Below are 24,976 nucleotides of genomic sequence, written 5' to 3'. Positions count from 1 at the left end.
ATCACACGAAGTTGCAGACCCGGGCGATAGCCATCTCGGTGTAGCCCAGGGACTCAGCCTTGGTCTGCTTGCCGCAGGCCACTTCCTGCGTCAGCTTCAGCAGCTCGTCGCCCAGCTGCTCCAGGGTCTTGGTGCCGTAGATCAGGGGAGAGGCATCCACGTCGATGTTGTCCACCATGTTGGCGTAGGTCAGCTTGTTGCCGGTGATCTTGATAACGGGGGCCAGGGGGTTGCCGGTGGGAGTGCCGCGGCCGGTGGAGAACACCACGATCTGGGCACCGCCGGCCACCATGCCGGCCACGGAGGAGGGATCGTTGCCCGGAGTGTCCATGATGACCAGGCCCTGCTTGGCCTCCACCTGCTTGCCGTAGTCATACACGGCATTGACAGGGCTGTGGCCGCCCTTGTGGATGCAGCCCAGGGACTTCTCCTCCAGGCAGGTCAGGCCGCCGGCCTTGTTGCCGGGAGAGGGGTTGCCCTCGCGGACTTCCTCGCCCACCAGCTGGAGGGCCTTCTCATAGCGGTGCACGATCTCGAAGATACGGTCGTGGACCTCGGGAGTAGCGGCGCGGCGGGCCAGGATGTGCTCGGCGCCGATGAACTCGGTGGTCTCAGACAGGATGGAGGTGCCGCCCTCCTTGACGATCAGGTCGCTGAGCTGGCCGATCAGGGGGTTGGCAGCCAGGCCGCTGGTGGGGTCGGAGCCGCCGCACTCGGTGCCGATGATCAGCTCGGACATGGGGAACTCCTCCTTCTGCAGCAGGGAGGCCTCCTCCACCATCTCCTTGGCATAGCGGACGGCCATGTCGATGGCCTTCAGGGTGCCGCCGGCCTCCTGGATGATGACCTGCTTGAGGGGCTTGTTGGTGCGCTCCTGGATGGCCTTCACCACCAGATCCATCTGGCAGTTCTCACAGCCCAGGGACACCACCACGGTGCCGTAGACGTTGGGGTTGGCGGCATAGCCGGCCATGACGTCCATGGTGAACTGCTGGTCGGAGGCGACCTGAGAGCAGCCCAGCTGGTTGTTGAAAGTGACAGAGCCCACCACCTGCTGGGAGATGATGCGGGTGGTGTCGGAGGCGCAGACGCTGGCGGGCAGGATCAGGACCTTGTTGCGGACGCCAACGCGGCCGTCGGGACGCTTGTAACCGTAGAAATTCATCTGTAAATCCTCCTTTTCTCAGCCCTTGGCATCCAGGTTCTCGCGGTGCTCCTCGAGATTGTGGCAGTGGACGTGCTCGCCCTTCTTGATATCCCGGGCAGCCAGGCCGATGTGCTCGCCGTACTTGACGATGGGCTCGCCCTTGGGAATGTCGCAGGAGGCCAGCTTGTGGTAGATGGTGATGTCCTCCAGGGCGGTGAGGGTCTTTTCCTCGCCGGCGCAGTTGTAGGTCACGGTGTCACCCTTTTTGATGGGCTCGATGGCGACGATCACGTTGTCCTTCGCCGCCTCAACGATCATGGCATTCAGCATGGCGTATGTATCTCCTTTCGATCCTCAGTTTGCTGTTTTAAGCCTGCTTTTCAAACAAGGCCTTCTGAGCCTCGTCCTTGGGGAACTTGGGGCAGCCGTACTTCTTGGCCCACCAGGACGTGATGATGGGGACCAGAATGGCGGTCAGGATGGCGGAAGCGGCGACCTGAGAGGTGGCCACGTCGGACCAGGCCGCCCAGGTGGGATCGGCCTCCGCGATAACGGCGGGAACGGCCACGGCGTTGCCGGCAGTGGTGGCCACGGCCCAGCCGGCGTAGCCGGGACGGCGGCTGATGAACTTGTCGCACAGCACGATGAAGGCGCCGCCGATGAAGCAGGTGATCAGGCCCAGCAGGATGCCCTGGGCGCCGCCCTTGACGATGTTGGTCAGGTTCATGCCGGAGCCCAGGCAGAAGCCCACAAAGGGAAGCAGGATGCTGCCGGCGGGAGCCAGGAAGTCAGACAGGTCCTTGTCGATGTTGCCCAGGATCATGCCCACCAGAATGGGGCCGATGGCGGCCACCAGGGCCATGAAGGGGATGTCGGCCAGGCCGCCCACGCCCATGGCGATCATGGTCAGCATGGGGCCGTCGTTGATGGCCAGCAGGGGCATGGCCGCCTGGTCCACGGTGTCGCCGTAGCTGTTCATCAGGGCCAGATACACAGAGCCGTTGGAGTTGGTCACGGCGGAGATGATGGCCAGAGCACTCAGGCCGATCAGTCCCTCAGGGCCAAAGAACTTGCCCACGCCGATGCCGATGGCGGCGCCGATGATGAACTTGGAGATCAGCAGCACGCCGCCGCGCTTGATGACGCCGCCCATCTGGCGGAACTGCAGGGTGGTGCCCAGGCAGAACAGCTGGATACCGATGGCGGTGTTGGCGCCGGCGCTGGTGAAGATTGCGGTGGTGAAGGAACCGATGTTGGTCACTTCCGGGATAAAGGTATTGATGATGGCACCCAACAGCATGGGCACGACCATCATACCTGCGGGGATCTTTTTCAGAAACTTCATGATCATATGCGTTTCTCCTCCTCGAATCTCCATTCTTTTTCTTCTTTTCCGTTATGCGGAATTTCATTTCGACACACACATAACTTTACCCGTCAAATAATATGATATTTTTTTATCAATTTGTCAAGGAGAAATCTCTAAATTCATAAATGTTCGATAATATTTACAAAATTCATGAAGCCTCATTGTACAATACTCCCTGTTTGCCGAAAAAACATTTTTTCTTTTCTGTTGACAAGCCTGGAATACGGGCGCTAAAATCAATAAAGGAAGCTCTGCTGCGGCCAAAATTCGCAGCGGTAATGGATAGAAAGAAAGGGAGATGTGATTGATGAACCCTGTAAACATGCCCTCTATGGACAGTGTGGCCCGCTTCAAGGCCGCCATGGAGTCTGATCGCGGCGCTCTGGGTCCCTTCATGATCGGTACGGACCCCGCCTTTGTGGAGGCCGCCGGTTACGCCGGCTATGACTTCGTGCTGCTGGATATGGAGCACGGCACCACCACGCACCAGACCCTGCCCAACCTGATCCGGGCCGCCAATGTGGCGGGCGTATGCCCGGTGGTCCGCGTTCCCCGGGGCACCGACATCTGGATCGACCAGGCTTTGGACGTGGGCGCCGGCGCCGTCATGATCCCCCAGATCGATACCGCGGAGCAGGCCCGGGCCGCCGTCTCCGCCGCCAAGTTCTCCCCCGTGGGCACCCGGGGCACCTGCCGCTTCGTCCGCTCCGCGGGCTTCGGCGCCGTTCCCGGCAGCGAGTATTTTGCCAAGGCCCAGGACACCGCGGTGATCCTCCAGGCCGAGGGCAAGAAGGCCGTGGAGAACCTGGACGAGATCCTGGACGTGCCCGGCATCGATGTGCTGTTCGTGGGCCCCTATGACCTGTCCAGCTCTCTGGGACTGGTGGGTCAGATCGACCACCCGGCGGTCACCGCCTGCATCAAGGATATTATTGCCAAGGCCACGGCCAAGGGCGTCAAGGTGGGCTGCTTCGCCGATGCCGTGGAGGGCGGCAAAAAGTGGCGCGATCTGGGCGTGAAGTTCATCGGTTACGCCTGCGACACCTACATCTTCATGCAGGCCGCCAAGGCCGATGTGGAGGCTTTTTCCGCCAAGTGATTTTCGCCTTTTCTGTGCGCTCCGACAGCCGCTCCCGCACTTGCGGGAGCGGCTGTTTTCTCTTTGGAAGCAGGTTTTCAAAAAAATCGGAATTTTTTCCAGCTGGCTCTTGACAACCGCACTGTGTCTGCTATACTGAAGCTGCTTTCAGGCGTTTTGATTGTTGTATCATTATTTCGGAATTTAATTCCGTATTTCGGAATCGCTGGGATTTCGAAGCGGTACAAGGAGGACAATTTTATGAACGCAGCCTATTTGACCCCCGCCATCACGCTCTTCAACGAGGACGGCACCCTGGACCTGGTGAGCCAGGAGCGGCTGTTCAACAACCTGATCGACCAGGGTGTGGACGGCATCCTGGTAGAGGGCAGCAGCAGTGAGTTTTTCGCCATGCCCATGGACCAGCGCCGGGAGATGGCCAAGTTCGCCATTGAAAAGGTGAACCACCGGGTAAAGCTGATCATCGGCACCAGCCACATGGTGGCCGACGAGATCGTCAGCTTCTCCAACTACTGCCTGGACGCCGGCGCCGACGCCGTCATGATCCTGCCTCCCTATTACTTCCACTTCGACGCCAGCGCCCTGCTCCAGTACTATGACCGGCTGGCCCAGCAGATCCACGGCGATATCTACATCTACAACTTCCCCGACAACACCGGCTACACCATTCCCGCCGAGACGGTACTGGCCCTGGCCAAGATCCACCCCAACATCGTGGGCATGAAGGACACTGTCTCCGGCATGGACCACACCCGGGAGCTGATCAAGGTAGTCAAGTCCCACATTCCCCAGTTCGAGATCTACTCCGGCTTCGACGACAACTTCGCCCATAACGTCCTGGCCGGCGGCGACGGCTGCATCGGCGCCCTGAGCAACGTGGTGCCCGAGATCTGCGCCGCCTGGGTCAAGGCCTTCCGGGAGAACGACCTGGCCGGCATCGCCCAGGGTCAGCAGATCATCGACCGGCTGATGGACCTGTACACCGTCCGCAGCCCCTTCCTGCCGGTGATCAAGGAGGCCTGCCGCCTGCGGGGCATTGCCGCCACCAGCGTGGGCACCTTCCCCATGCCCAACGCCACTGTGGAGGATGACGCCAAGATCCTGGAGCTGCTGAACCGGGAGGGCGTACAGTAATCCCGTTCTCTTTCGCCGCCGTGTCTATGGACACGGCGGCGGTTTTTATGACTGAATCATCCTCCAACTTTTTCCACAAAACGGTTCTTCCTTCCGCGTGGCGGAAAAAGGGGGTTTCCAAGCCCGCTATTCCATGATATATTGGAATGACGGCGGGCGATCTTTTTCGCCCCATTCCCTGTTGGAAAGGATGTGAGGCCACATGGCCAAAGAGCAGGTATCCAGCATTCTCCGCGCCCTGCGGATCCTGGAGTGCTTTATGGACCGGGAGACAGAGTGGACGCTGAAGGAATTGGTGGAGTATCTGGACCTGCCCACCACCACGGTGTTCCGGCAGGTCTCCACTCTGACGGAGCGGCAGTACCTGATCCAGGACCCGGTGCGCAAGAGCTATCGGGTGGGCCCCCGGCTGATGCTGCTGGCCAGCGCCATTCTGGGCCAGTCGGACCTGCGGCAGACAGCCCGGCCGGAGCTGGAGCATCTCAGCGCCACGGTCCGGGAGACCATCAATCTCAGCGTACTGCTGGAACACGATATTTTCTATCTGGACAAGGTGGAGACTCACCGCTCCATCGTCTGCAACACCCGGGTGGGCACCCGGGCCCCAGCCTATGCCACCAGCAGCGGCAAAGTCATGCTGGCCGGTCAGGACCCGGCCTATATTGACGAGTATTGCAGCTGGATGCGCCTCAAGGCCGTACCTCTGACCAAAAAAACCATCACCGACCCGGACCTGCTGCGGCTCCAGCTGAACCAGGCCCGGCTCAACGGGTACGCCATGGACGATGGGGAAATTGAGGAGGGGCTGATCTGCGTGGCGGCACCTATTTACGACCTCAACCGCCACATCATCGGGGCAGTCAGCATTTCCGGTCCCGACTACCGGATGGAGAAGGACCAGGACTTCATGATCTCCAACGTCCGGGCGACCGCATCCAATATCTCCCGGCTTCTGGGCTACCGGACGTAACGCCCGCAGCGGGCCCAGCGGCGCCAATGAGCGCCGCTGTTTTTTTGTTCTTCATTATAAAAAAGGAGGGATCCCATGCGCTTTTTCCTGCTGAACCTGCTGCTGGCTCTGGGGCTGTTTTGTCTGAACGCCCTTCTGGGCGCCATTCAGTACCGTCACCGGGGGGATCTGTTTGCATACGGAAAATTTTCCTTCGATCCCAAGCCGGAGCAGCAGTTTTCCGGAAATTTCTTTCAAAAGACCGTCAATCCCGCCATCTATACCGCCCTTCTGTGCGCCCTTTTCCAGCGTGCCGGCTGGGACGCCCTCTGCCGCTCTCTCTGGCTGACTGTTCCGCTGTACTGGATGCTGCGGGCGCTGTACATCGCGGCGAAAAACCGGTTCTGGCTGATCAACCGGCGCTACGAGCTGCTGTCCGCGGTCTTTTCCCTGCTGCTGGGGGAGGGGGTCTTTTTCGGCGCCCTGATGCCGCTGATGGAGGCGGGGGAAAGCGTGTTCATCTCGGCCCAGGACCTGCGCAACGCCGTCTGGTTCGCCATCCTGGCTTACATCGCCAAGGCAGCCTGGGACGTGTGCCGGGGTGCCTTTGAGGAAGGGCGCCTGTACTCTCAGGAGGTGCGGAGCCAGGCTATCCGCAGGCGCTACGACGTCTTTTCCCGGAGATACGGCGCGTCCCTCCGGTCCCTGGTAGACGGCTGCTGCCCGGCGGAGCACCGCTCCCGCCGGGGCGAGCTGGTCTGCCTGCTCTATGCGGTGATGATCTACGAGGACCACAACCGTCCGCCGCTGTTCCGGGCGGCAGAGCGCCTTTGGATGGCACTGCACCCCGGAAAAGAGATGACTCTGGGGATCATGCAGGTAAAGACCCGGCGGCCGATCTCGGATACAGAGAGCATCCGTCTGGCGGCGGAGAAGCTGGTGCCCGTCTACCTGGAACATCTGCGCAGCCATCCCCTCTGGCACGCTCTGCGGGATTACAACAGCGGGGCCGACTACGTCCAGGAGGTCACTGCCATTTATAACGAGTTGCTGCAGCTGCTCTCCTACGATGAGCTGGCCCAATCTCCCGCCCCGGGGCCGTGACCCCTTTGCAGGTTGAAAAAATTTTTTTGCTCCGCGCAATAAACGTGCCTCCTCCCGCATTATACTGACGAACAGCAAACAACACCCCCCGACGATTGCTGAAAAACAACCTTGAGGAGGACATAAAGATGAAGAAGATCGTTACCCGCACCCTGGTGAGCTGCGCCGCCCTGGCCGTGGTGGGCGGAGCCCTGATCGCCCCCACCCTGGCCACGGAGCGCAGCCAGACCGCATCTGCCGCCCCCGCCGTCACCACCCTCTCCGCCACTGCGGTCTCCGACGCCGCCAAGCCCGCCGCCCTGGACGAGGCCGGCGCCAAGACCCTGGCTCTGGAGACCGCGGGGCTGACCGCCGACCAGGTCAGCTGGATCTGGGCCAAGCGCGATTATGACGACGGCCGTCTGGAGTACGAGGTGGAGTTCCTCTCCGGAGACTGGAAGTACGAGGTGGAGGTGGACGCCGCCTCCGGCACCGTACGCAGCTACGACCAGGACCGGAAGGGCCGGGGCTACACCCAGTCCGGCACCGACATCGGCGCCGAGGCGGCCCAGACCGCCGCTCTGACCCACGCCGGCGTGAAGGCCGCCGACACGCTCTTTATGGAGACGGAAGTGGATGTTGACGACGGCCTCCGGGTCTACGAGGTGGACTTCTTTGCCGGCAGCCGGGAGTACAACTACAAGATCGACGCCGCCACCGGCGCTGTCCTGAGCTTTGACTACGACATCGAGTGGTACGCCCCCGCCGCCGGCGGGGAGGACCTCCTCACTGAGACCCAGGTGAAGCAGATCGTGGAGCGGACCGCCGGCACCACCGGCGTCTACACCAAGTTCCAGCTGGAGCACGACGACGGCCGCCTCCTCTACGAGGGTGAGCTGCGCAGCGGACGCATGGAGTATGAGTTCGAGATCGACGCCGCCACCGGCGCCATCCTGGACTGGGACGCCGACCGGGATTGACCGCACGCTTCCCCCAAACACAAGACCAGCCGGGACGGAAGATCCGTCCCGGCTGGTTTTTTGCGCATTTGCAGGCCGCTCAGTTCTTTTCCGCCGGGCGGGTCTCGTAGCGGGCGGGGTCCTTGGGCAGGCACAGCTCCATGATGAGCCCCACCACGAACACACCGGCCACCATGTTGCCGGCGAACACGTCGCCGAACACGGCGGGCAGATTGTCAAAGAAGCCGTCCACCTCCGTGACGCCCACGCCCAGGCAGATGGACGTGGCGGCGATGAGGGTGCTGCGGTTGTTCAGCCCGGCCTCCTGAAGCATCTTCACGCCGGACATCATGATGGACCCGAACATGATGACGGTGCAGCCGCCCAGCACGCAGTCCGGCAGGGTGGTGAAGAAGGCGCCCACCGGCGGGAACAGGCCGCCCAGGATCATAGCCAGGGCGCCGAACATGATGCAGTAGCGGTTGACCACGTGGGTCATGGAGATGAGGCCCACGTTCTGGCTGAAGGAGGTGATGGGGGAGCAGCCGAACACGCCGCCGGAGATGGCGGAGACGAAGCCGTCGCAGCACAGGGAGCCGGAGAGCTCCTTCTCCGTGATGTCCCGGCCCAGGCCGCCGGTACAGGTGGCGGTGGTGTCGCCGATGGTCTCCACGGCGGAGACGATGAACACCAGGGCGAAGGAGAAGATGGCGCCGATCTGGAACTTGGGCACGTAGGCGAACAGCCGGGGCACGGCCACCACGCCCAGCTGGCCGATGGTGTCGGCCATGGAGCCGAAGTCCACCATGCCGAAGAAGATGGATACCACGTAGCCCACCAGCATGCCCAGCAGCACGTACAGCTGCTTGGCCACGCCCTTGAGCATGGTGTGGAACACCAGGGCCGCCGCCAGGGTGATGGCGGCCACCAGCAGGTTCTGCCAGGACCCCAGGGGGTAGGCGGAGGAGGACCCGAAGGAGGACACGCCCACATTCAGGATGCTCAGGCCGATGGAGATGACCACGCAGGCGGAGAGGGTGGGGCTGATGATCCGCCGCCAGTACTTGGCGGTCAGACCCAGGATGCCCTCAAAGCAGCCGCCTACGATGATGGCGCCCACCATGACGCCGTAGTCCTGAGAGGCGGTGGTCATGGCGGCGGCCAGGAATGTGAAGCTCAGTCCCATGACCACCGGAAGCCCTGAGCCGATCTTCCACACCGGGTACAGCTGGACCAGGGTGCCGATGCCGGCGATCAGCATACAGTTTTGCAGCAGCTGGGCCGTCTCCGCGGCGGTGAAGGGGGCCCCGTTGTACACCGCCACCGAGGCGATGATGATGAGGGGCGCCACGTTTGCCACGAACATGGCCAGCACGTGCTGCAATCCGAAGGGGATGGCACGTCCGATGGGGACCCGCCCGTCCAGGCGGTAGATGTTGTCGATGCTGCTTTCCTTCCTCTGCGCTGTGGTTTTCATGTAGCAAGACTCCTTTTATATATTTGCCAGGACCGGCGATGCCGGCGGGCGTCCATCGGATACGAAAAGGTTAACAAAAGTTATCCGCGACTTCCCCGGAGCTGGCTTGTGCCATATTATAAAAGGTCAACCTTTAAAATGCAACACTTTTATTTAGGTTGCACAAAATATTTTGAGGCTGCGGCAGGCAGCCCTGTCATACCCGCCTCCGGCGACCAGCCGCTTTACGCCTGCCCCGCAGCGGTCCGCCGCCCGGCAGGCGCAGCGGGCCCGGATTTGCCGGAGGTGTCCGGATGGCCGCGCCCCCCTGTTTTCAACGGCCGGACTTGCCCCGCCCGGAGCCGTTTCCTCCAATCCCACAGGGCGCAGAAGGGAGTCCGTTCTCCCGTCTCCAAACCGGTCATGCCCTGTTTGTCAAAAGGAAACGTCTGCGCTGCCGGCCGGCAGCGCAGACGTTTCCACATATCATCCCTTTGGGGTTTTTCAGGCGCGGCCCTTTTTGAGCGGAGGTTTCCCTACTCAAACCGCCTGCCCGCCACATAGATGGGGACGAACAGACCTCCCAGCATGGCGGTCAGAAACACCGCCAGCTGACACTGCTCCCAGAGCTCCGGCCACAGCGCATGCGCCGCCAGGGTGACCGCCGGCATCCCCGCCATGACGGCGCAGCTCCACACCCGTCCCACCGTCACGATGTGGGGCCAGTTGCGGTTGGTGAAGCGGACACCGGGGACATTCATGCGGAAGGGGCCGTCCATCATGCCGTGGATCACATGCTCATCGTAAAACCGCGGCAGCTCCTGCGGGGCAAAAAAGCAGAACCACGCGCCGAAAATTGCCCCCAGCAGCACGGCCGTCCCCGCATTTTCCACGGGCGCGTTCACCAGCGCGCCGAAAAGCAGCCCCGCCGCTCCCAGCAGCAACGTCAGCCCGTACCACAGCGGCCAGCGGCCGCAGCTGCGCCACACCCGCCGGGCTTTTTCATCGGAGTACGCAATGGCGGTTTTCACCACGTCCTCCACCGTCCGGGCGTCCATGGGCGCCTGGTCCACCTGCCGCCGGCACAGCAGCAGCTCCGTCACCGTCACCCCCAGCAGCTCCGCCAGCGGGACCAACAGAGCGGTATCCGGAATGGACGCGCCGGTCTCCCATTTGCTCACCGCCTTGTCAGATACGTACAGCTCCCGGGCCAGCTCTTTCTGGGTGAGCCCCTTTTCCCGGCGCAGCTGCGCCACAAAGGCGCCGAACGCCTGTTTGTCAATGGTAAACACATCTATCACCTCGGCAACAGCATACCGGCTCCGGGGCGGCGCGGCAACCGATCAACAGTAGAGTTGGACAAATATCGCCAAACCTGCGTGATCCCCGCAAAATTTTCGTCTCCCCGGAGCAGGTGCAGCGCGCACATACCGCCTCTCCCGACGGCGCCCTCCGTCTTTGTGCAGCAGCTCCGGCCGGAGCTGCCGGGCCGGGATGCCCCGCCGGACGCACGCCCTCTCCGTCCCCCAGTGCCGCGGCGATCCGCGGCCCGGGGCGCCGCCCTCCTCCAGCGGGGCGATCCGCGCTACGGCGCCGCCTTCTCTTCTTCATCTCTTTTGTATCATACCACCGCACCAATAAAAAAGCAGCAGCAAAAGCCCCGCCTCCCTTGCGGGGGCGGGGCGGTGTCGTATATGGCTCAGCCGGCTCCATCCGGCGTCAGCGGCCGGCAGGTGGCCCGCTCGATCAGGGTCGGCGTCACCAGCTTGCGGGTATACACCTCCTGCTCCTGGCTCTCGATCAGCTCCAGGGTCAGCCGCACCGCCGTTCGGGCCAGGAGGGGTACGTTCTGGGACAGGGTGGTCAGCTGGATACCGGGCAGGCCGGCATACTCGATGTTGTCAAACCCCATCAGGGACAGCTGTCCGGGCACGTCCACCCCCAGCTCATCCGCCGCCTGGAGAACGCCCAGCGCCACCGCGTCGGAGGCGGCAAAGACTGCGGTCTCCGGCAGCGGGGCGGACAGCAGCTCCAGCCCCATGCGACGGCCGTTTTCCACGCTGGAGGAGCCGCCGGTGTTCTCCACGGTCCGCAGCTCCATCTCCAGCTCCCGGGCGGCGTCCCGGAAGCCCTTGTAGCGCAGGGTATGAGAGGCGGTACCCAGGCGCCGCCCCAGATACACCACCCGCCGGTGACCCAGGCGGTGCAGATACTCCGCCGCCAGATGGCCGCCGGCGTAGTTGTCCACACTGACGGCGTTGATGCGCAGGCGGGAGGTATCCCGGGCGTGGCTGCCCAGCAGCACGCAGGGCACCGTCTCGTGGTAGCGGCCCAAAAGGACATGGGCCGCGTCGCTGGCATTGGCCAAAAGCACGGCATCCACCCGCTGGCTGATGAGGAAGTCAAACAGCGTCTCAATCCGGTCGTCTCCGGGCCGGCCGGTGGACAGCATCACCTGGTAGCCCCGCTCCCTGGCAAAGGTCTCGATATTCAGCGCCAGCGCCGCATAAAATGGATTGGAGATGGAGGGCAGGATCAGCCCCAGCACATTGGAGCGGCTGGACACCAGGCTCCTCGCCAGCAGATTGGTCCGATAGCCCTGCTCCCGGCACAGCTTCAGGATCCGCTCCCGGGTCTCCGCCCGGATCTCGGGGGCGTGATTCAGCGCCCGGGACACGGTGGTCACGGAGACGCCCGCCAGCCGGGCGATGTCTTTGATGGTCACCTGCTGCATGGAAGCGCCTCCTGTCTGCGGCGATTTCCGGAAGATACCCGGTAACGTTTGCACCATCATTATACCAGAGAATTTCCCCGCAAACATTGTGCATATGAGACAAATATATAGTTTTACCTTGCATATAAATGTTGAAAATACAAATCACGTCTTGACAAATCTGGTGTATGAATGCTAATGTAAAGCCATGGAACGAAAACGTTTGCATAAAATTTGCAGACGATTCGCAGGAAAGAGAGGGGAGATTGAGCGCAATGAAACAAACACAGCAGACCTATTCCAAGTCAAGGCGCTTGAAAAACCAAATCAAGGCCGTCGTGACAAACCCCTACAACATCATCGTCCTCATCGCCATCATCCTTCTGATCTACCTGATCGTGGTGCCGCTGCTGGACATGATCGCCACCACCTTCCAGTTGGCTCAGCGGGATCTGCGCGCCGTGGGCGGCGGCCCCGAGGACGTGGGCAAGTTCACCTTCTACTACTGGCAGCGGCTGCTGGCCAGCGAACTGTCCATGAACATGCTGATCAAGCCGCTGCTCAACTCCCTGACCATCGGCGTGGGCGTATCCTTCTTCGCCATCTTGCTGGGCGCCGTGCTGGCCTGGCTCATGGTCCGCTCCGATCTGCCCTGCAAGCCCTTCTTCTCCCTGGCGGTGATCATCCCCTACATGATCCCCTCCTGGTGCAAATCCCAGGCCTGGCTGTCCATGTTCAAGACGCCGCGGCTGGGCGGTGCGCCGGGCTTTGTGGCCTCCATCATGCAGTCCCTGGGCGTGACCAATCTGGACTGGCTGGAGCCCATCGCCTACGGCAGGCTGGCCATCATCATCGTGCTGACCCTGCACTATTACGCCTATACATACCTGCTGGTCTCCGCGGCGCTGAACTCCATCAACTCCGAGCTGGAGGAGATGGGCGAGATCCAGGGCGCCAGCAAGGCCATGATCCTGCGGCGCATCACCATGCCCCTGGTGCTGCCGGCCATGCTGTCGGCGGTGATCCTGACCTTCTCCAAGGCCATCGGAACCTTCGGCGTCATCAACTACCTGGGCTCTCCCGCACAGTTCTATACCCTGTCCAGCCAGCTGTACATGAACAACAAGTCCCAGAACACCCAGACGGCCTTTGCCATGGCCATCATCATGATCTGCATTGCCTCTCTGGCGGTGTTCGTCAACCAGAAGCTCATCGGCGCCCGGAAGTCCTACGCCACCATCGGCGGCAAGGGCGGCCGTTCCACCCTGATCGGCCTGGGCCGCGTGGGCCGGCCCGTCATCACGCTGATCCTGTTCGTGTTCTTCGCGGTGGGCATCATCATGCCGATCGTGATCCTGATCCTGGAGAGCTGCATGCTCAAGGAGGGCGTTTACAGCCTGTCCAACTTCACGCTCCACTACTGGATCGGCGATCCCGACCCCAAGATCATGGAGGGCATGCCCGGCATCTTCAAAAACAGCGACTTCATCAAGGCCCTGCTCAACTCCCTGCGGCTGACCCTGGTCAACGGCGTGTTCGGCACCATCTTCGGCCAGATGCTGGGCTATATCTGTGCCAAGGGCCGCGGCAAGTTCCACGGCAAGCTGGTGGAGCAGCTGGTGTTCATCCCCTACCTGATCCCCTCCGTGGCCTTCGGCGGCATCTACCTGTCCATGTTCTCCCAGCCCCAGACCCTCTTCGGCGTGACGCTGGTCCCGGCCCTGTACGGCACCTTCGCCCTGCTGACCCTGGTGTCCGTGGTCAAGCACCTGCCCTTCGCCTCCCGTGCCGGCACCTCCAACATGCTGCAGATCAGCGGCGAGCTGGAGGAGGCCGCCACCATCGAGGGCGCCGGCTTCTTCAAACGGTTCGTCAAGATCGTGTTCCCCCTGTCCAAGGGCGGCTTCATCTCCGGCTTTATGCTGATCTTCGTGTCCATCATGAAGGAACTGGACCTCATCATCCTCATTATGACCCCGACCACCTCCACGCTGCCCTATCTGGCGTTCCAGTATCAAAACGGCAACTCGCCCCAGGCATCCAACTGTGTGGCGATCGTGATGTTCGCCATCGTGTTCCTGGTGTACGCGCTGGCCAATATCTTCGGCGATGCCGACCTGGCCAAGAGCATGGCGGGCTGAGCATTCGGACATAGAGAGGAGACGAGAGACATGAGCAAGATCGAACTGGTACATGTTGATAAATATTATGGTAAGAACCACGTTTTGAAGGATCTGAACCTGACCATCGAGGACGGCGAATTCATGACGCTGCTGGGCCCCTCCGGCTGCGGCAAGACCACCACGCTGCGTGTGGTCTCCGGCCTGGAAAAGCCCCAGAACGGCTTCATCTACATGGACGGCAAGGAGATCGTCAATGCCGCCGAGGCCTATTTCGCCCCGCCCTCCCAGCGGAATTTGAACCTGGTGTTCCAGTCCTACGCCCTGTGGCCCCACATGACGGTGTATGAAAACGTGGCCTTCGGCCTGAAGATCCGCAAGACCCCCTCCGACCAGATCAAGAAGATGGTGGAGAGCGCTCTGGAGCGGATGCAGATCGGCGAGTACGCCAAGCGGTATCCCACGGAGCTGTCCGGCGGCCAGCAGCAGCGCGTGGCCATCGCCCGGGCCATCGTGTCCGAGCCCCGGCTGCTGCTGCTGGATGAGCCCCTGTCCAATCTGGACGCCAAGCTCCGCGTGGATATGCGCTCCGAGCTCAAGCGGCTCCACCACGAGACCGGCAGCACCATCATCTATGTCACCCATGACCAGGTAGAGGCCCTGACCATGTCCACCCGCATCGCCCTGTTCCGTCACGGCGAGCTGGTGCAGGTGGCCCCGCCCCTGGAGCTGTACGACAACCCGGTGAACCTCTACACCGCCGACTTCATCGGCAACCCCAGCATCAACTTCGTAAAGGTCAAGGGCAAGGCCAGCTCTGACGGCCTCAGCGTGGAAGGCGTTCTGGGCGCCATGAGCTTCCCCCGGGAGGACATGACCGCCGAGGCCCCCACCTCCGGCGATTTGGACATCACCCTGGGCGTCCGCCCTGAGCAGATCGTGATTTCCCGCCAGCGCACCGCTCCCGAGCAGGTGGAGGGCCGCGTCTACTCCGGCATGCCCGCCGGCTCTGAGACCCTGGTCAGCGTCCGGGTGGGCGACGCCATGCTGACGGTGAAGGAGCTGGGCTCCACCCACTACTCCGGCGACGAGACCGTGTACCTCACCTTCAACCCCAAGAAGATCAACGTCTTTGATACCAAGAGCGAAAAGCTGATTAAGTACTCCCTGTAAGAGCGCCCCGCGGCTTTCGCCGCGTTCACCATCCCGATCAACCTGCAATCACCCGGAAGAAAAAAGGAGGAAAAGGAACATGTTCAAGCACAAGAAATTGCTCAGCATCCTTTTGGCAGCGGTCATGCTGTTCTCCCTGACCGCCTGCGGCGGAGGCGGCGACACCTCCACCGGCGGCGAAGAACCCTCCGGCGACGGCGCTGAATCCACGCTGACCGCCTGGGAGGAGACCGCCAACATCTACGCCACCAATGAAACCGACGAGGAACTGTATCAGAAGGCCATCGAAGAGGGCGGCACCGTGACCCTCTACTCCATCTCCTCCCGCTGCGGCAAGGTGGCCGAGGCCTTCATGGCCAAGTACCCCGAGCTCAAGTGCGAGGCCTTCGACATCTCCACCAACGAGCTGCTGGAGAAGGTCACCCGCGAGCACGAGGCCGGTCAGTACGTGGCCGACGTGGTCCACATCAAGGATATGGACGGCTCTTTGTACAACGAGTACGTGAAGAACAAGGTGTTCTACCTCTATCAGCCCGAGGACATCTTCGCCCACATCGATCCCTCCTACACCGCCACCGCCACTCCGCTCTACATCGAGCTGACCCAGCTGTTCTACAACACCGAGGCCTATCCCGACGGCTCTCCCATTACGAATATCTGGCAGTTGACGGAACCCCAGTGGCAGGGTAAGATTATGATGCAGAACCCCCTGGACAATATCTCCTGGGGCTCCTGGATCACCGGCTTCTGCGTGGGTGATGTGCCCGATCAGCTGGCCGCCGCCTACAAGGAGCTCTACGGCGAGGATCTGGTCCTCTCCGACGGCTGCACCAACGCCGGCTTTGAGTTCCTCAAGCGCCTGCACGACAACAAGCCCACCTTCACCGCCTCCTCCGATGAGATCGCCGAGTCTGTCGGCACGCCCGGTCAGGCAGATCCTCCCATTGGCTTCTGCGCCTCCTCCAAGCTGCGCAAGAACGAGGACAACGGCTGGGTCCTGGCTCCTGTGAACCTGTATCCCACCGCCGGCATCCCCGCCATCAACACCCTGTACGTGGTGGAGGGCTGCCAGCATCCCGCCGCCGCCAAGCTGCTGATCCGCTTCATGATGGGCGGCATCGACGGTGACACCTCCGGCTATGAGCCCTTCAACACCCTGGGCGGCTGGCCTGTCCGCGACGATATCGAGCCTGCCGAGGGCTCTACTCCCTTCAGCGATCTCAACACCTCTCCCTTCGATCCCGATGAGATCTATGTGAACTACAACACCGTCCGCGACTTCTGGCAGATGCTGGGCTGATTCCCTGCGGCCGGAAAACCTGAAGGATCCGTGGAGCGGCGGGCGGCTGTCCGCCCGCCGCTCCAGTCTGTCCCGGCAGCAGGACAGGCTGGAGCTGTTTTCAGCACAGTTTAAGCTCTGCATGTATCATTCTATATCATAGGACTGGGCGGGGGATCCTCCCCGGCTCCGCCGGCAGGCGCCGCCTGCCGCTCATTTCCGCTTTCAGTTCCAGCCGTCATGGCACAAGGAGGGCCTATGGGTTTCTTTATCGACAAACATCACCGCAGGAAAAGTTCCATGGCTGTGACGGCCTTCTTTGCGGCCCTGATCGACCTGTTCGTGTTCGGCATTCTCTACGGCGTGCTGTCGGAGCCCCTGTACCGCCTTGTGCGGCTGGGCAGTGAAGCTTCCAGCACCGTGGTCCAGGGCATCCTCATCGCCCTGCTGGGCACCGCTCTGTGCTGCCTGCAATTTCTGCTGCGGGACAAGCGGATCGCCCCCTACGGCTTCGCCGGGCTGGCGGTGGCGCTGCTGATGTTCTATGTGGGCGCCTCCTTCCTGGATGCGGATGTGCGCTCCGACATGCTGCGGCTGATCTCCCTGTTCGGCCTGCTGCCGGTCCTGGTGGGCAACGCCGTGTCCTGGGGCATCTTCCTGGCCCTCAAGCGGCGCAATCCCCAGCTGGTGGCCCGCCGCAAGACTCTCCAGGAGGAGATCCGGGCGGCGGCGGAGGCCTCCGCCGCTAAGGAGCCCCGGAAAAAGGCGGCGCAGACCGCCCCGCAGCCGGCAGCGCCCGCCCCACAGGCGGAGACGCCTGCCGCCGCTCCCGGTCCCCAGGCTGCCCAGGATGCGGCCCTGTTCGGCCCGGAGGGGGCCGGCGGGCCCATGTCCGGCCGGTCGGAGCAGGAGGAGGCCATGCTGCTGTATATGGATGACGACGATGACGAAACGAGCGACGATTAAAGATGTGGCGGCCCTGGCGGGTGTCAGCTTTGCCACGGTGTCCCGGGCCCTGGACGACCACCCGGACATCAGCCGGGAGACCAAGGAGAGGGTCCGGGCCGCCTGCGCCCAGCTGGGCTATGTGCCCAACAGCGCCGCCCGGGGTCTGGCCGGACAGTCCACCCACACCATTGGAGTCATCGTGCCGGACGTGTCCAACCCCTATTTCTCCGACATGGCCACCGCCATCGAGCAGGCGGCAGCGGAGCAGGGCTACCGGATGCTGCTGAGCAACTCCATGCGGGACGCCCGCCAGGAGCTCCATGCCATCGACGGCTTTCTCAGCCGCCGGATCGACGGCATCCTGATCTCCCCTCTGTCTCTGGAGTCCCAGGCTGCCCACAGAGCTGTTCTGGGCGACCTGCCCTGCGTCTACATCGGCATCAATCACGACGGCCAGAGCAGCTACGTGGCCGGGGACAATATCGCCGGCGCCTATCGGGCCACCCGCTACCTGCTGGAGCTGGGACACCGGGACCTGGTGTTTCTGGGCGGCCGGGACCAGTCCCTGACCCAGGTACAGCGGTCCGAGGGCTTCCGCCGGGCGCTGGCGGAGGCGGGACTCACCGGCAGGGAATACGCCATGCCGCAGGACCAGGCCGACAACAGCCGCCAGTGGACCTATGAGGCAACGCTGGCTCTGTTCCGCCAGGACCGTCCGCCGGACGCCGTGCTGGCCTTTTCGGACATCGTGGCCCTGCGGGTGATGGAGGCGGCGGAGGCCTGTGGCGTCCGTGTGCCCCGGGACCTGTCCCTGGTGGGGTATGACAACATCTCCTTTTCGCACCTGCCCCGCATCCACCTGACCACCGTCTCACAGAAAAAACGCCGGCAGGGCCGTCTGGCTGTACAGCAGCTGCTCTCCCAGATCCGGGGAGACCGCAGCCGTACAGTCCATCTGGTCCAGCCGGAGTTGATCATACGCTCCACCTGTATGGAAAGACAAGGAGGGTAACAGAAATGGAAGCAATCTCCAGTCCCAAGCGGCAGCAGCTTGGCGCGCTGCTGGACCGGCAGTCCCAGGAATCCGTGATGCAGCAGATCCCCCAATTTGCCGAAGCCCGGATCCACAACCTGGTTCCGGCGCCCGAGGGCACCACCGGGTCTCTGGGAGCGCTGGTGTTCAATATGGAACGGGGCGTCCACCTGGAGGAGCTGGGTGACTTCCTGCTCTCCTGTCCCGACGTGCGGCCCTATGACGTGATCCTGGCCAACGAGCTGGACGACGGCTGTGTCCGCTCCGGCGGGCGGGATACCGCCCGGGAGCTGGCGGAGCGTCTGGGCTTGAACTACGTCTACGCCCTGGAATTCATAGAGCTGGTGAACCAGGACGATCCCAAGGGCTACCACGGCAACGCCGTCTTTTCCCGCTGGCCCATCCGGCGGGCCGCCGCCGTGCGGCTGCCGGAGCAGTACAACTGGTATTTTGACCGCCAGCGCCGCATCGGCGGCCGCTGCGCGGTGCTGGCAGAGATTGAGGTGGCCGGACGGCGGGTGGGCGTTGGGTCCATCCACCTGGAGAACCGGACCCACGGCCCCGGCCGCAAAGCGCAGCTGGATACGGTTCTGCAGGCGGCGGAGGAGCTGTTCCCCGGCCTGCCGGTGATCCTGGGCGGCGACCTGAACACCAACACCTTCGACGGCCGGGACAAGGACGCCATCAACCAGATCGCCGCCTCTCCGGAGCTGCAGCGGCGGTGCCTGGAGGATGTGGCCGCCTGGGAGGAGTGTCTCCCCGCGGCCCAGGCCCTGGGCTACACGCTGGTGCCTCTGCGGCCGGAGGCCACCCGGCGCAAGCCCCTGCCCTGGGGCGGCGCCCTGGAGCTGCGGCTGGACTGGCTGCTGGTGCGGGGCATGACGGCATCGGACAGCCGCACCATCTCCACCCGACGGGCCGACTGCGGCTTCGCCCCGGCCGGCTCCGCCCTGGAGCGGTTCACCGGCGAGGAGCTGTCGGACCACAACGCGGTTTGGGCCCTGTGCGGCTGGCAGGCCACTTAAGCAAGGAGGAATCGAGCGATGCTCAACACAGTATTGTTTGACATGGGCGGCACCCTGGAGGATATCTGGTACAACGACGAGACCCGCGCCCTGGTGGTGACACGGCTGATGGAGACCCTGCGGGCAGGCGGACTGGAACCCGGCTGCTCCCCGGAGGAGTTCCGGGAAAAGGTCTTTGCCGGCGTGCGGGCCTACAAGGCCTGGAGCGAATCGGTCTGGCTGGAGAAGAAGCCGGAGGAGATCTGGCCGGAGTTCTATCTCCGGGACTTCGACTTTCCCCGGGAAAAGCTGGTGCCCCTGGCGGAGACCCTGGCCAACCTCTGGGAGGTCACCTTCTACCACCGGGAACTGCGCCCTGACGTGCCGGAGACCCTGGAAGCCCTGCGGCGCCGGGGCTACCGCCTGGGCGTGATCTCCAACAACGCCTCTCTCTACAACGTCTTTGATGTGCTGGAGCAGTACGGCATCCGCTCCTATATGGAGGATGTGACTGTCTCCAGCGTCACCGGCTACCGCAAGCCCCACCCGGAGATCTTCCGCATCTCCCTGCGGCAGATGCAGGCGGCGGCGGAAAACTGCGTGTATGTGGGCGACACCGTCTCCCGGGACATCATTGGCTCCAAAAGGGCGGGCTTCGGCAAGGCGGTCCAGATCGGCTCCTTCCTCTCCGCCCAGAAGGACGCGGCGGTGGGCGCCGGGGCGGAGAAGCCCGACGTGGTCATCGACCGCATCGGCGCCCTGGTGGACTGGCTGGACAGCGTGAACCCCGCCATGGCCCCCGGCGTATAAGCGCAAAACGGCCCCGGTTGCTCTGCGCAAGGCAGAGGAACCGGGGCCTCAGACATCTCCGGGGTCTTTGGCCGCTCAGCAGCCCTTTTTGGCGTTTGCCATGCGGATTCCGTAATCCATGGCATTGATGAGGCTCAGTTCATTGGCGTGGCCGTCTCCGGCGTGGCCGAACCCGGTGCCATGGTCCACGCTGGCGCGGATAATCGGCAGTCCCAGCGTCACATTGACGCCTGCCACCGCATCCCAGTGGCCCAGCGCCCGGTTGTAAACAAAGCCCTTCACCTTCAGCGGAATATGTCCCTGATCGTGGTACATAGCCACCACGATGTCGTACCATCCGCCCAGGGCCTTGGAAAACACCGTATCCGGGGGCGTGGGCTTCTTTTCGGGAATGATGATCCCCTCGGCCATGGCGGCGTCGATGGCGGGCTGGATCTCCTCGATCTCCTCAGTGCCGAACATGCCGTTTTCACCGCAGTGGGGGTTCAGGCCGGCCACGGCGATCTTGGGTTCCCTGATACCGATGGCCTTGCAGCCGTCGTTGGCAATGCGGATCACATCCAGCACCCGGTCCTTCTTCACCCGCTCGCAGGCCTCCCGCAGGGAGACGTGGGTGGAGACATGCACCACGCGCAGATCATTGTGCGCCAGCATCATGGTGTACTTGGAGGTGTGGGTGTAATCGGCGTAGATCTCCGTATGGCCGGAATAGTGGTGACCGGCCATGTTGATGGCCTCCTTGCTGATGGCGTTGGTGATGGTGGCATCCACCTCGCCGGCCATCGCCAGCTCAATCACCTTCACCACATACGAAAAGGCCGCCTCGCCGCCCAGGGCGGTGGCTCCCAGCCCAAAGGGCCTGGGATCGGCAGGGTCGCAGGGGATATCTCCGGCCTTGACGATCCCCATGTCATATACGTCGATGGTGCCGTACCGGAACTGTGCCTCAGCCACAGAGCTGACGGGCCGGATCGTCAGGTGAACGCCGGAGAGCTTCTCCGCGACCTTTGCGGCGTACTCCATGCTGGCGGCGTCGCCCACTACCAGGGGGCGGCAGCGGTCATAAATGCGCTTGTCAGCCAGCGCCTTGACCGTGATCTCCGGGCCGTTGCCGAAGGGATCTCCCATAGAGATGCCAAGGATCGGTTTTTCCATGATGATGCTTCCTTTCTCTTTGTGCAGGCCGGTTCCGCCGGCCTGTCTCCTGTTTTTTACAGTTCTTCTCCGCCTGTGCCCAGAAGATATCCGTCAAGGACGTCCCTCACAGCACCTCCAGATAGATGCTCCGCGCATCGTCGGGCGTCACCTCGCGCATGTTGCTCACCAGCAGCCGGGTGACCTCCATGCCGGAGGCCTCCAGATCCTCTCCGGGCACGCCGGACTCAGTGAGACTGGTGGGGAGGTGCTTTACGATCTGCTCCGGTGCAGATCCGCTCCTCCAGTCTGCACAGCAGGTCCGGCTCTCCGAAACCGCCGGATTTGGCAATGATGGGATGGGTTTTTCCACGGTAAACAAAATACGTGAGCACGACGCCTGTGGCCAATTCACATACGGGGATCAGCTCCGCCACATCCACGGCACGCATCAGCGCCAGAAGGGTGTCGCCGCCGGAGCACATCAGCGTGGCCTCCAGGCCGCTGTCCAGCAGCCGCTTCATCACGCCCCCCATGGTGCCGGAGATCCGGATCCGGACCTCCTCAATATCCATGCCCCGCCCGGCGGCAAAGTCCCGGGCCGCGGCGCTGTTCTCCGGGGGATCGTTGCTGTCCAGGATACAGCGGCCCTCCTGTTTGGCTGAAGCCAGCAGGTCCTGCACAGCAGCGGCGCAGGCCGCACTGTCCAGCCATTCCGGCAGGAGCTTTTCCTCCGGCAAAAGCCGGTGGCGGGGAAATCCCGCCTGCTCTGCCGCGTCCAGCTGGCGGATAGTCACCGGGTTCACACTGCCGCAGACCACAAAAAAGGGCGCGTGCAGTTCCGGGATCTGGGGAGGCGCCCCCTCCAGGGCCAGCAGATCCGCCACCACCGCCGCAAAGCCGGCGCAGCCGGCGGACAGCCGCACCCCCGCCGCGCCCAGCTGGCGGCCGATGGCGGCCAAATCCTCATCGCTGGCCGCGTCAAACACCTGGATGCCGGGCAGATCGTTTCCCGGATCCCCGGCTTTGCGCCGGATCACCGGAGCAGCGGTCTGCTCCCCCAGGATCTCTGATACCCGGGAGTGGCGCACCGGATCAAAGGGATCCTGACCGAACACGCTCTGCGCCACCGGTACGCCGTCAATGAAGTGGATGCCGTCCCGGGTGATACGGCGGATCTTGGGAAAGGCGGGGACAAAGGGCATGCGGTCTGCTCCGGCCGCGTCCAGCACCGCCGCCAGCTCGGCGCCCACATTTCCCCGCAGGGCGGAATCTGTCTTTTTGTAAATGCAGCGGATCCCCGCATCCAGCGCCCGGGCTGCCGCCTGCCGGACCAAGGCATAGGCTCTTTCAGGAGCCAGATGCCGGGTTTCCGCATCCAGCACCAGCACCCGAACCCCCGCATCCACGCCGGCAAAATCAAAGGACGGATCCGTTATCACGCTGGTGGCCGCACCGCGAGCGGCAAACTGCACACCGGTATCCAGCGCTCCGGTAAAATCATCGGCAATAATCAGCAAGTCAACCATGTCGCCGCCTCCCGCTGTCGTTCACATTTGAAACATCAAGAAACCTTACATTTTCTCCGCAATTACAGCTTCTATTTTACAAATCTGCACATGATGCAGCAACCTTTTTTCTCCTCCAAAGCGTTTATCTTTGAAACACGTTGAAAAAGGATTGTTCTGTTTTTGTGGATTTGGTATAATGTGTTTAAATTTTAAACAGTTTTGGAGGCAGTTATGGACGGCAACTATCGGGTCCTGGGGATCGCTCCCTTTGAGGGGATGAAATCCCTGATGTCCGCTCTGGCAGAGGAGTACCCGCAGATGGATCTGACACTGCTTGTGGGAGATCTGGAGCAGGGGCTGGAAATCGCCCGCAGCAACTTCCATGGCGATTATGATGTGATCATCTCCCGGGGCGGCACCGCCAAAATGCTCAAGCAAAACCTGCCTTTGCCGGTCGTCGAGATCCCCGTATCCACCTATGACCTGCTGTGCACGCTGAAACTGGCGGGAATTTCCGCACAGGCCCAAAAGGCGGCCATGGTCTCCTTTGACAATATCACCGCCAACGCCCGGATGCTGTGCGATCTGATGGGCTATGACATCGACATCCGCACCGTGAACTGTGCAGAGGAGGTGGAGCCGGTGCTGGCCGCGCTGAGGGCGGAGCATTATGAGACCGTCCTCTGCGACGCCGTCGCCAACGCCGCCGCCAAGCGGCTGGGCCTGAACTCGTTTTTGATTACCTCCGGTGCCGACAGCGTGCGTCAGGCTTTTGAGCGCGCTATGGCCCTTTGCCGCAGCCAGGCCCGGCTCCGGGAGGAAAACCTCTTTTTCCGGGAACTGCTCCATGGGCAGATCGGTCAGACCATGGTTTTTGAAGAAAGCGGCGAACTTTTTCTCTCCACCCTGGACAACCCCTCTCCGGACCTGCTGGAGCTGCTGCGGCGGGAGCTGCCGGAATCCCAAAGGGAAGGAGAGCGGCGCATCACCCGGAATCTGGGCGGCATGCTGTATTCCATCCGCTCCCGGCAGATCTCCTCGGGCAGCGGCCGCCACACCGCCTTTTTCTTTGTGGCCAGACGCTCTCCGCTGTCGCCCAGTCAGGCGGGCATTCGCTTTATCACCCGTCCGGAGGCGGAGGCCGCTTACTGCGACAGCATTTTCAGCTTTGCCGCGTCCCTCAGCGATCTTCAGGAGGATATCGCCCGCATCAGCGGCAGCGGCGCCCCGGTGCTGGTCACCGGTGAGGACGGAACGGGAAAGGAGTCCGTGGTCAGCCTGCTGTACATACACGGCCCCCTGCGGCGCAATCCCCTGATATCGGTAAATTGCAGTCTGCTCAATGACAAAAGCTGGACGTTCCTGCTGGAACACCACAACTCCCCCCTGGCAGACGAGGGCTCCACCCTCTATTTTGCCAGCATTGACGCCCTGCCCGGGGAGCGGCGCCGGCAGCTGCTGGCGGCTCTCACGGAGATGGACGTATGCCGCCGCAACCGGGTCATCTTCTCCTGCGTGTGTCAGCCGGGAGAGTATACCTCCGCCGCAGGCTCATTGTTTATGGACAGGCTGTGCTGCCTGTCGCTGTTCCTTCCGCCCCTGCGGTCGATGGCCGAGAAGATCCCCGCTCTGGTCAACCGGTCTTTGAGCCATCTCAACGCAGATCTCCCCCGGCAGCTGGTAGGCGCGGACCCGGAGGCCATGGCCCTGCTGCAATCCTTTCACTGGCCGCACAATTACACCCAGTTCCGCCGGGTCGTGGGCGAGCTGGCGGTGGTTGCCGCCGGTCAGATGATCTCAGGAGATGACGTGCGCCGCATCCTCCGCAAAGAGCGGCACATGGGCGCATTTTCTCCCCGGGCGGAGAACGCCTCCGCCCCTCTGGATCTGAACCGGACGCTGGAGCAGATCAGCCGGGACGTGGCCGTGCGGGTGCTGGAGGAAACCGGCGGCAACCAGACGGCAGCCGCCAAACGGCTGGGCATCAGCCGCACGACCTTGTGGCGCCTGCTGCAAAAGAAGGACTGATCGCTCCATAGCGCAGCACCCCCCGGC

The 24,976-nt window shown here is 62.7% G+C and carries 21 protein-coding genes and 1 pseudogene; 13 read left to right on the top strand and 9 right to left on the bottom strand.

Going from position 1 to position 24,976, the window contains the following annotated elements:
- Position 1: 1 nt before the first annotated feature.
- From KFE19_10610 to KFE19_10600, 3 genes are read right to left on the bottom strand one after another with little or no spacing between them, the layout of a single operon-like run.
- Positions 2-1,165, bottom strand: a complete 1,164-nt coding sequence (locus KFE19_10610) for a UxaA family hydrolase (protein QUO36873.1) — start codon at positions 1,163-1,165, stop codon at positions 2-4.
- 18 nt (positions 1,166-1,183) lie between these two features.
- Complete coding sequence (locus tag KFE19_10605; GenBank protein ID QUO36872.1) at positions 1,184-1,477, bottom strand: UxaA family hydrolase; 294 nt, start codon at positions 1,475-1,477, stop codon at positions 1,184-1,186.
- 37 nt (positions 1,478-1,514) lie between these two features.
- The gene (locus KFE19_10600) at positions 1,515-2,498 is read right to left on the bottom strand and encodes a 2-keto-3-deoxygluconate permease (protein ID QUO36871.1); all 984 of its coding nucleotides are present in this window, start codon (positions 2,496-2,498) and stop codon (positions 1,515-1,517) included.
- A gap of 325 nt (positions 2,499-2,823) precedes the next feature.
- Here KFE19_10600 and KFE19_10595 point away from each other — a divergent pair, with 325 nt between their 5' ends.
- From KFE19_10595 to KFE19_10575, 5 genes are all read left to right on the top strand, one after another.
- On the top strand, positions 2,824-3,615 hold the full coding sequence (locus tag KFE19_10595; GenBank protein QUO36870.1) for an aldolase: 792 nt from the start codon (positions 2,824-2,826) through the stop codon (positions 3,613-3,615).
- Between the two features lie 240 nt (positions 3,616-3,855).
- Positions 3,856-4,749: a dihydrodipicolinate synthase family protein gene (locus KFE19_10590; protein QUO36869.1), complete on the top strand. Its 894-nt coding sequence runs from the start codon at positions 3,856-3,858 to the stop codon at positions 4,747-4,749.
- A 202-nt stretch (positions 4,750-4,951) separates the two neighbouring features.
- Positions 4,952-5,719: an IclR family transcriptional regulator gene (locus KFE19_10585; protein QUO36868.1), complete on the top strand. Its 768-nt coding sequence runs from the start codon at positions 4,952-4,954 to the stop codon at positions 5,717-5,719.
- A 75-nt stretch (positions 5,720-5,794) separates the two neighbouring features.
- On the top strand, positions 5,795-6,802 hold the full coding sequence (locus tag KFE19_10580; GenBank protein QUO36867.1) for a hypothetical protein: 1,008 nt from the start codon (positions 5,795-5,797) through the stop codon (positions 6,800-6,802).
- A gap of 128 nt (positions 6,803-6,930) precedes the next feature.
- Positions 6,931-7,761: a PepSY domain-containing protein gene (locus KFE19_10575; GenBank protein QUO36866.1), complete on the top strand. Its 831-nt coding sequence runs from the start codon at positions 6,931-6,933 to the stop codon at positions 7,759-7,761.
- Between the two features lie 79 nt (positions 7,762-7,840).
- Here the strand turns inward: KFE19_10575 and KFE19_10570 are convergent, their stop codons facing one another.
- The 3 genes from KFE19_10570 to KFE19_10560 all read right to left on the bottom strand — a co-directional run bounded on the left by KFE19_10570 (position 7,841) and on the right by KFE19_10560 (position 11,930).
- A complete protein-coding gene (locus KFE19_10570) occupies positions 7,841-9,217 on the bottom strand; it encodes a purine/pyrimidine permease (protein QUO36865.1) in 1,377 nt (458 codons plus the stop codon).
- A gap of 515 nt (positions 9,218-9,732) precedes the next feature.
- On the bottom strand, positions 9,733-10,488 hold the full coding sequence (locus KFE19_10565) for a helix-turn-helix domain-containing protein (GenBank protein ID QUO36864.1): 756 nt from the start codon (positions 10,486-10,488) through the stop codon (positions 9,733-9,735).
- A gap of 407 nt (positions 10,489-10,895) precedes the next feature.
- Complete coding sequence (locus tag KFE19_10560; protein QUO36863.1) at positions 10,896-11,930, bottom strand: LacI family DNA-binding transcriptional regulator; 1,035 nt, start codon at positions 11,928-11,930, stop codon at positions 10,896-10,898.
- Between the two features lie 254 nt (positions 11,931-12,184).
- Here KFE19_10560 and KFE19_10555 point away from each other — a divergent pair, with 254 nt between their 5' ends.
- The 7 genes from KFE19_10555 (at position 12,185) to KFE19_10525 (ending at position 20,276) form a co-directional block, all read left to right on the top strand.
- Positions 12,185-14,050, top strand: a complete 1,866-nt coding sequence (locus KFE19_10555) for an iron ABC transporter permease (GenBank protein ID QUO36862.1) — start codon at positions 12,185-12,187, stop codon at positions 14,048-14,050.
- A gap of 30 nt (positions 14,051-14,080) precedes the next feature.
- A complete protein-coding gene (locus tag KFE19_10550; protein QUO36861.1) occupies positions 14,081-15,202 on the top strand; it encodes an ABC transporter ATP-binding protein in 1,122 nt (373 codons plus the stop codon).
- 79 nt (positions 15,203-15,281) lie between these two features.
- Complete coding sequence (locus KFE19_10545; GenBank protein ID QUO36860.1) at positions 15,282-16,502, top strand: ABC transporter substrate-binding protein; 1,221 nt, start codon at positions 15,282-15,284, stop codon at positions 16,500-16,502.
- A gap of 237 nt (positions 16,503-16,739) precedes the next feature.
- The gene (locus tag KFE19_10540; GenBank protein QUO36859.1) at positions 16,740-17,447 is read left to right on the top strand and encodes a hypothetical protein; all 708 of its coding nucleotides are present in this window, start codon (positions 16,740-16,742) and stop codon (positions 17,445-17,447) included.
- Positions 17,425-18,441, top strand: coding sequence for a LacI family DNA-binding transcriptional regulator (locus tag KFE19_10535; protein QUO36858.1), 1,017 nt, complete (start codon positions 17,425-17,427; stop codon positions 18,439-18,441). Before KFE19_10540 ends, KFE19_10535 begins: the two co-directional genes overlap by 23 nt.
- A gap of 5 nt (positions 18,442-18,446) precedes the next feature.
- Entirely contained in the window at positions 18,447-19,487 is a 1,041-nt protein-coding gene (locus tag KFE19_10530; protein ID QUO36857.1) for an endonuclease/exonuclease/phosphatase family protein, read from the top strand.
- A gap of 18 nt (positions 19,488-19,505) precedes the next feature.
- Entirely contained in the window at positions 19,506-20,276 is a 771-nt protein-coding gene (locus tag KFE19_10525; GenBank protein QUO36856.1) for an HAD family hydrolase, read from the top strand.
- Between the two features lie 75 nt (positions 20,277-20,351).
- Here the strand turns inward: KFE19_10525 and pdxA are convergent, their stop codons facing one another.
- From pdxA to KFE19_10510, 3 genes and pseudogenes are all read right to left on the bottom strand, one after another.
- Positions 20,352-21,431, bottom strand: a complete 1,080-nt coding sequence (gene pdxA, locus KFE19_10520; GenBank protein ID QUO36855.1) for a 4-hydroxythreonine-4-phosphate dehydrogenase PdxA — start codon at positions 21,429-21,431, stop codon at positions 20,352-20,354.
- A gap of 106 nt (positions 21,432-21,537) precedes the next feature.
- A pseudogene (locus tag KFE19_10515) lies at positions 21,538-21,696 on the bottom strand (alcohol dehydrogenase).
- On the bottom strand, positions 21,659-22,939 hold the full coding sequence (locus KFE19_10510) for a four-carbon acid sugar kinase family protein (GenBank protein ID QUO36854.1): 1,281 nt from the start codon (positions 22,937-22,939) through the stop codon (positions 21,659-21,661). The pseudogene KFE19_10515 and the gene KFE19_10510 overlap by 38 nt, the downstream one beginning before the upstream one ends.
- A gap of 213 nt (positions 22,940-23,152) precedes the next feature.
- Between KFE19_10510 and KFE19_10505 the strand changes: the two genes are divergently transcribed.
- A complete protein-coding gene (locus KFE19_10505) occupies positions 23,153-24,949 on the top strand; it encodes a PrpR N-terminal domain-containing protein (protein ID QUO36853.1) in 1,797 nt (598 codons plus the stop codon).
- The last annotated feature ends 27 nt before the right edge of the window (positions 24,950-24,976 follow it).

Origin of the sequence: Dysosmobacter sp. Marseille-Q4140 (assembly GCA_018228705.1) — a bacterium.
In the GTDB taxonomy this organism is placed as follows: Bacteria; Bacillota; Clostridia; order Oscillospirales; family Oscillospiraceae; genus Oscillibacter.
This window is presented reverse-complemented; position numbering and strand designations above follow the sequence as displayed.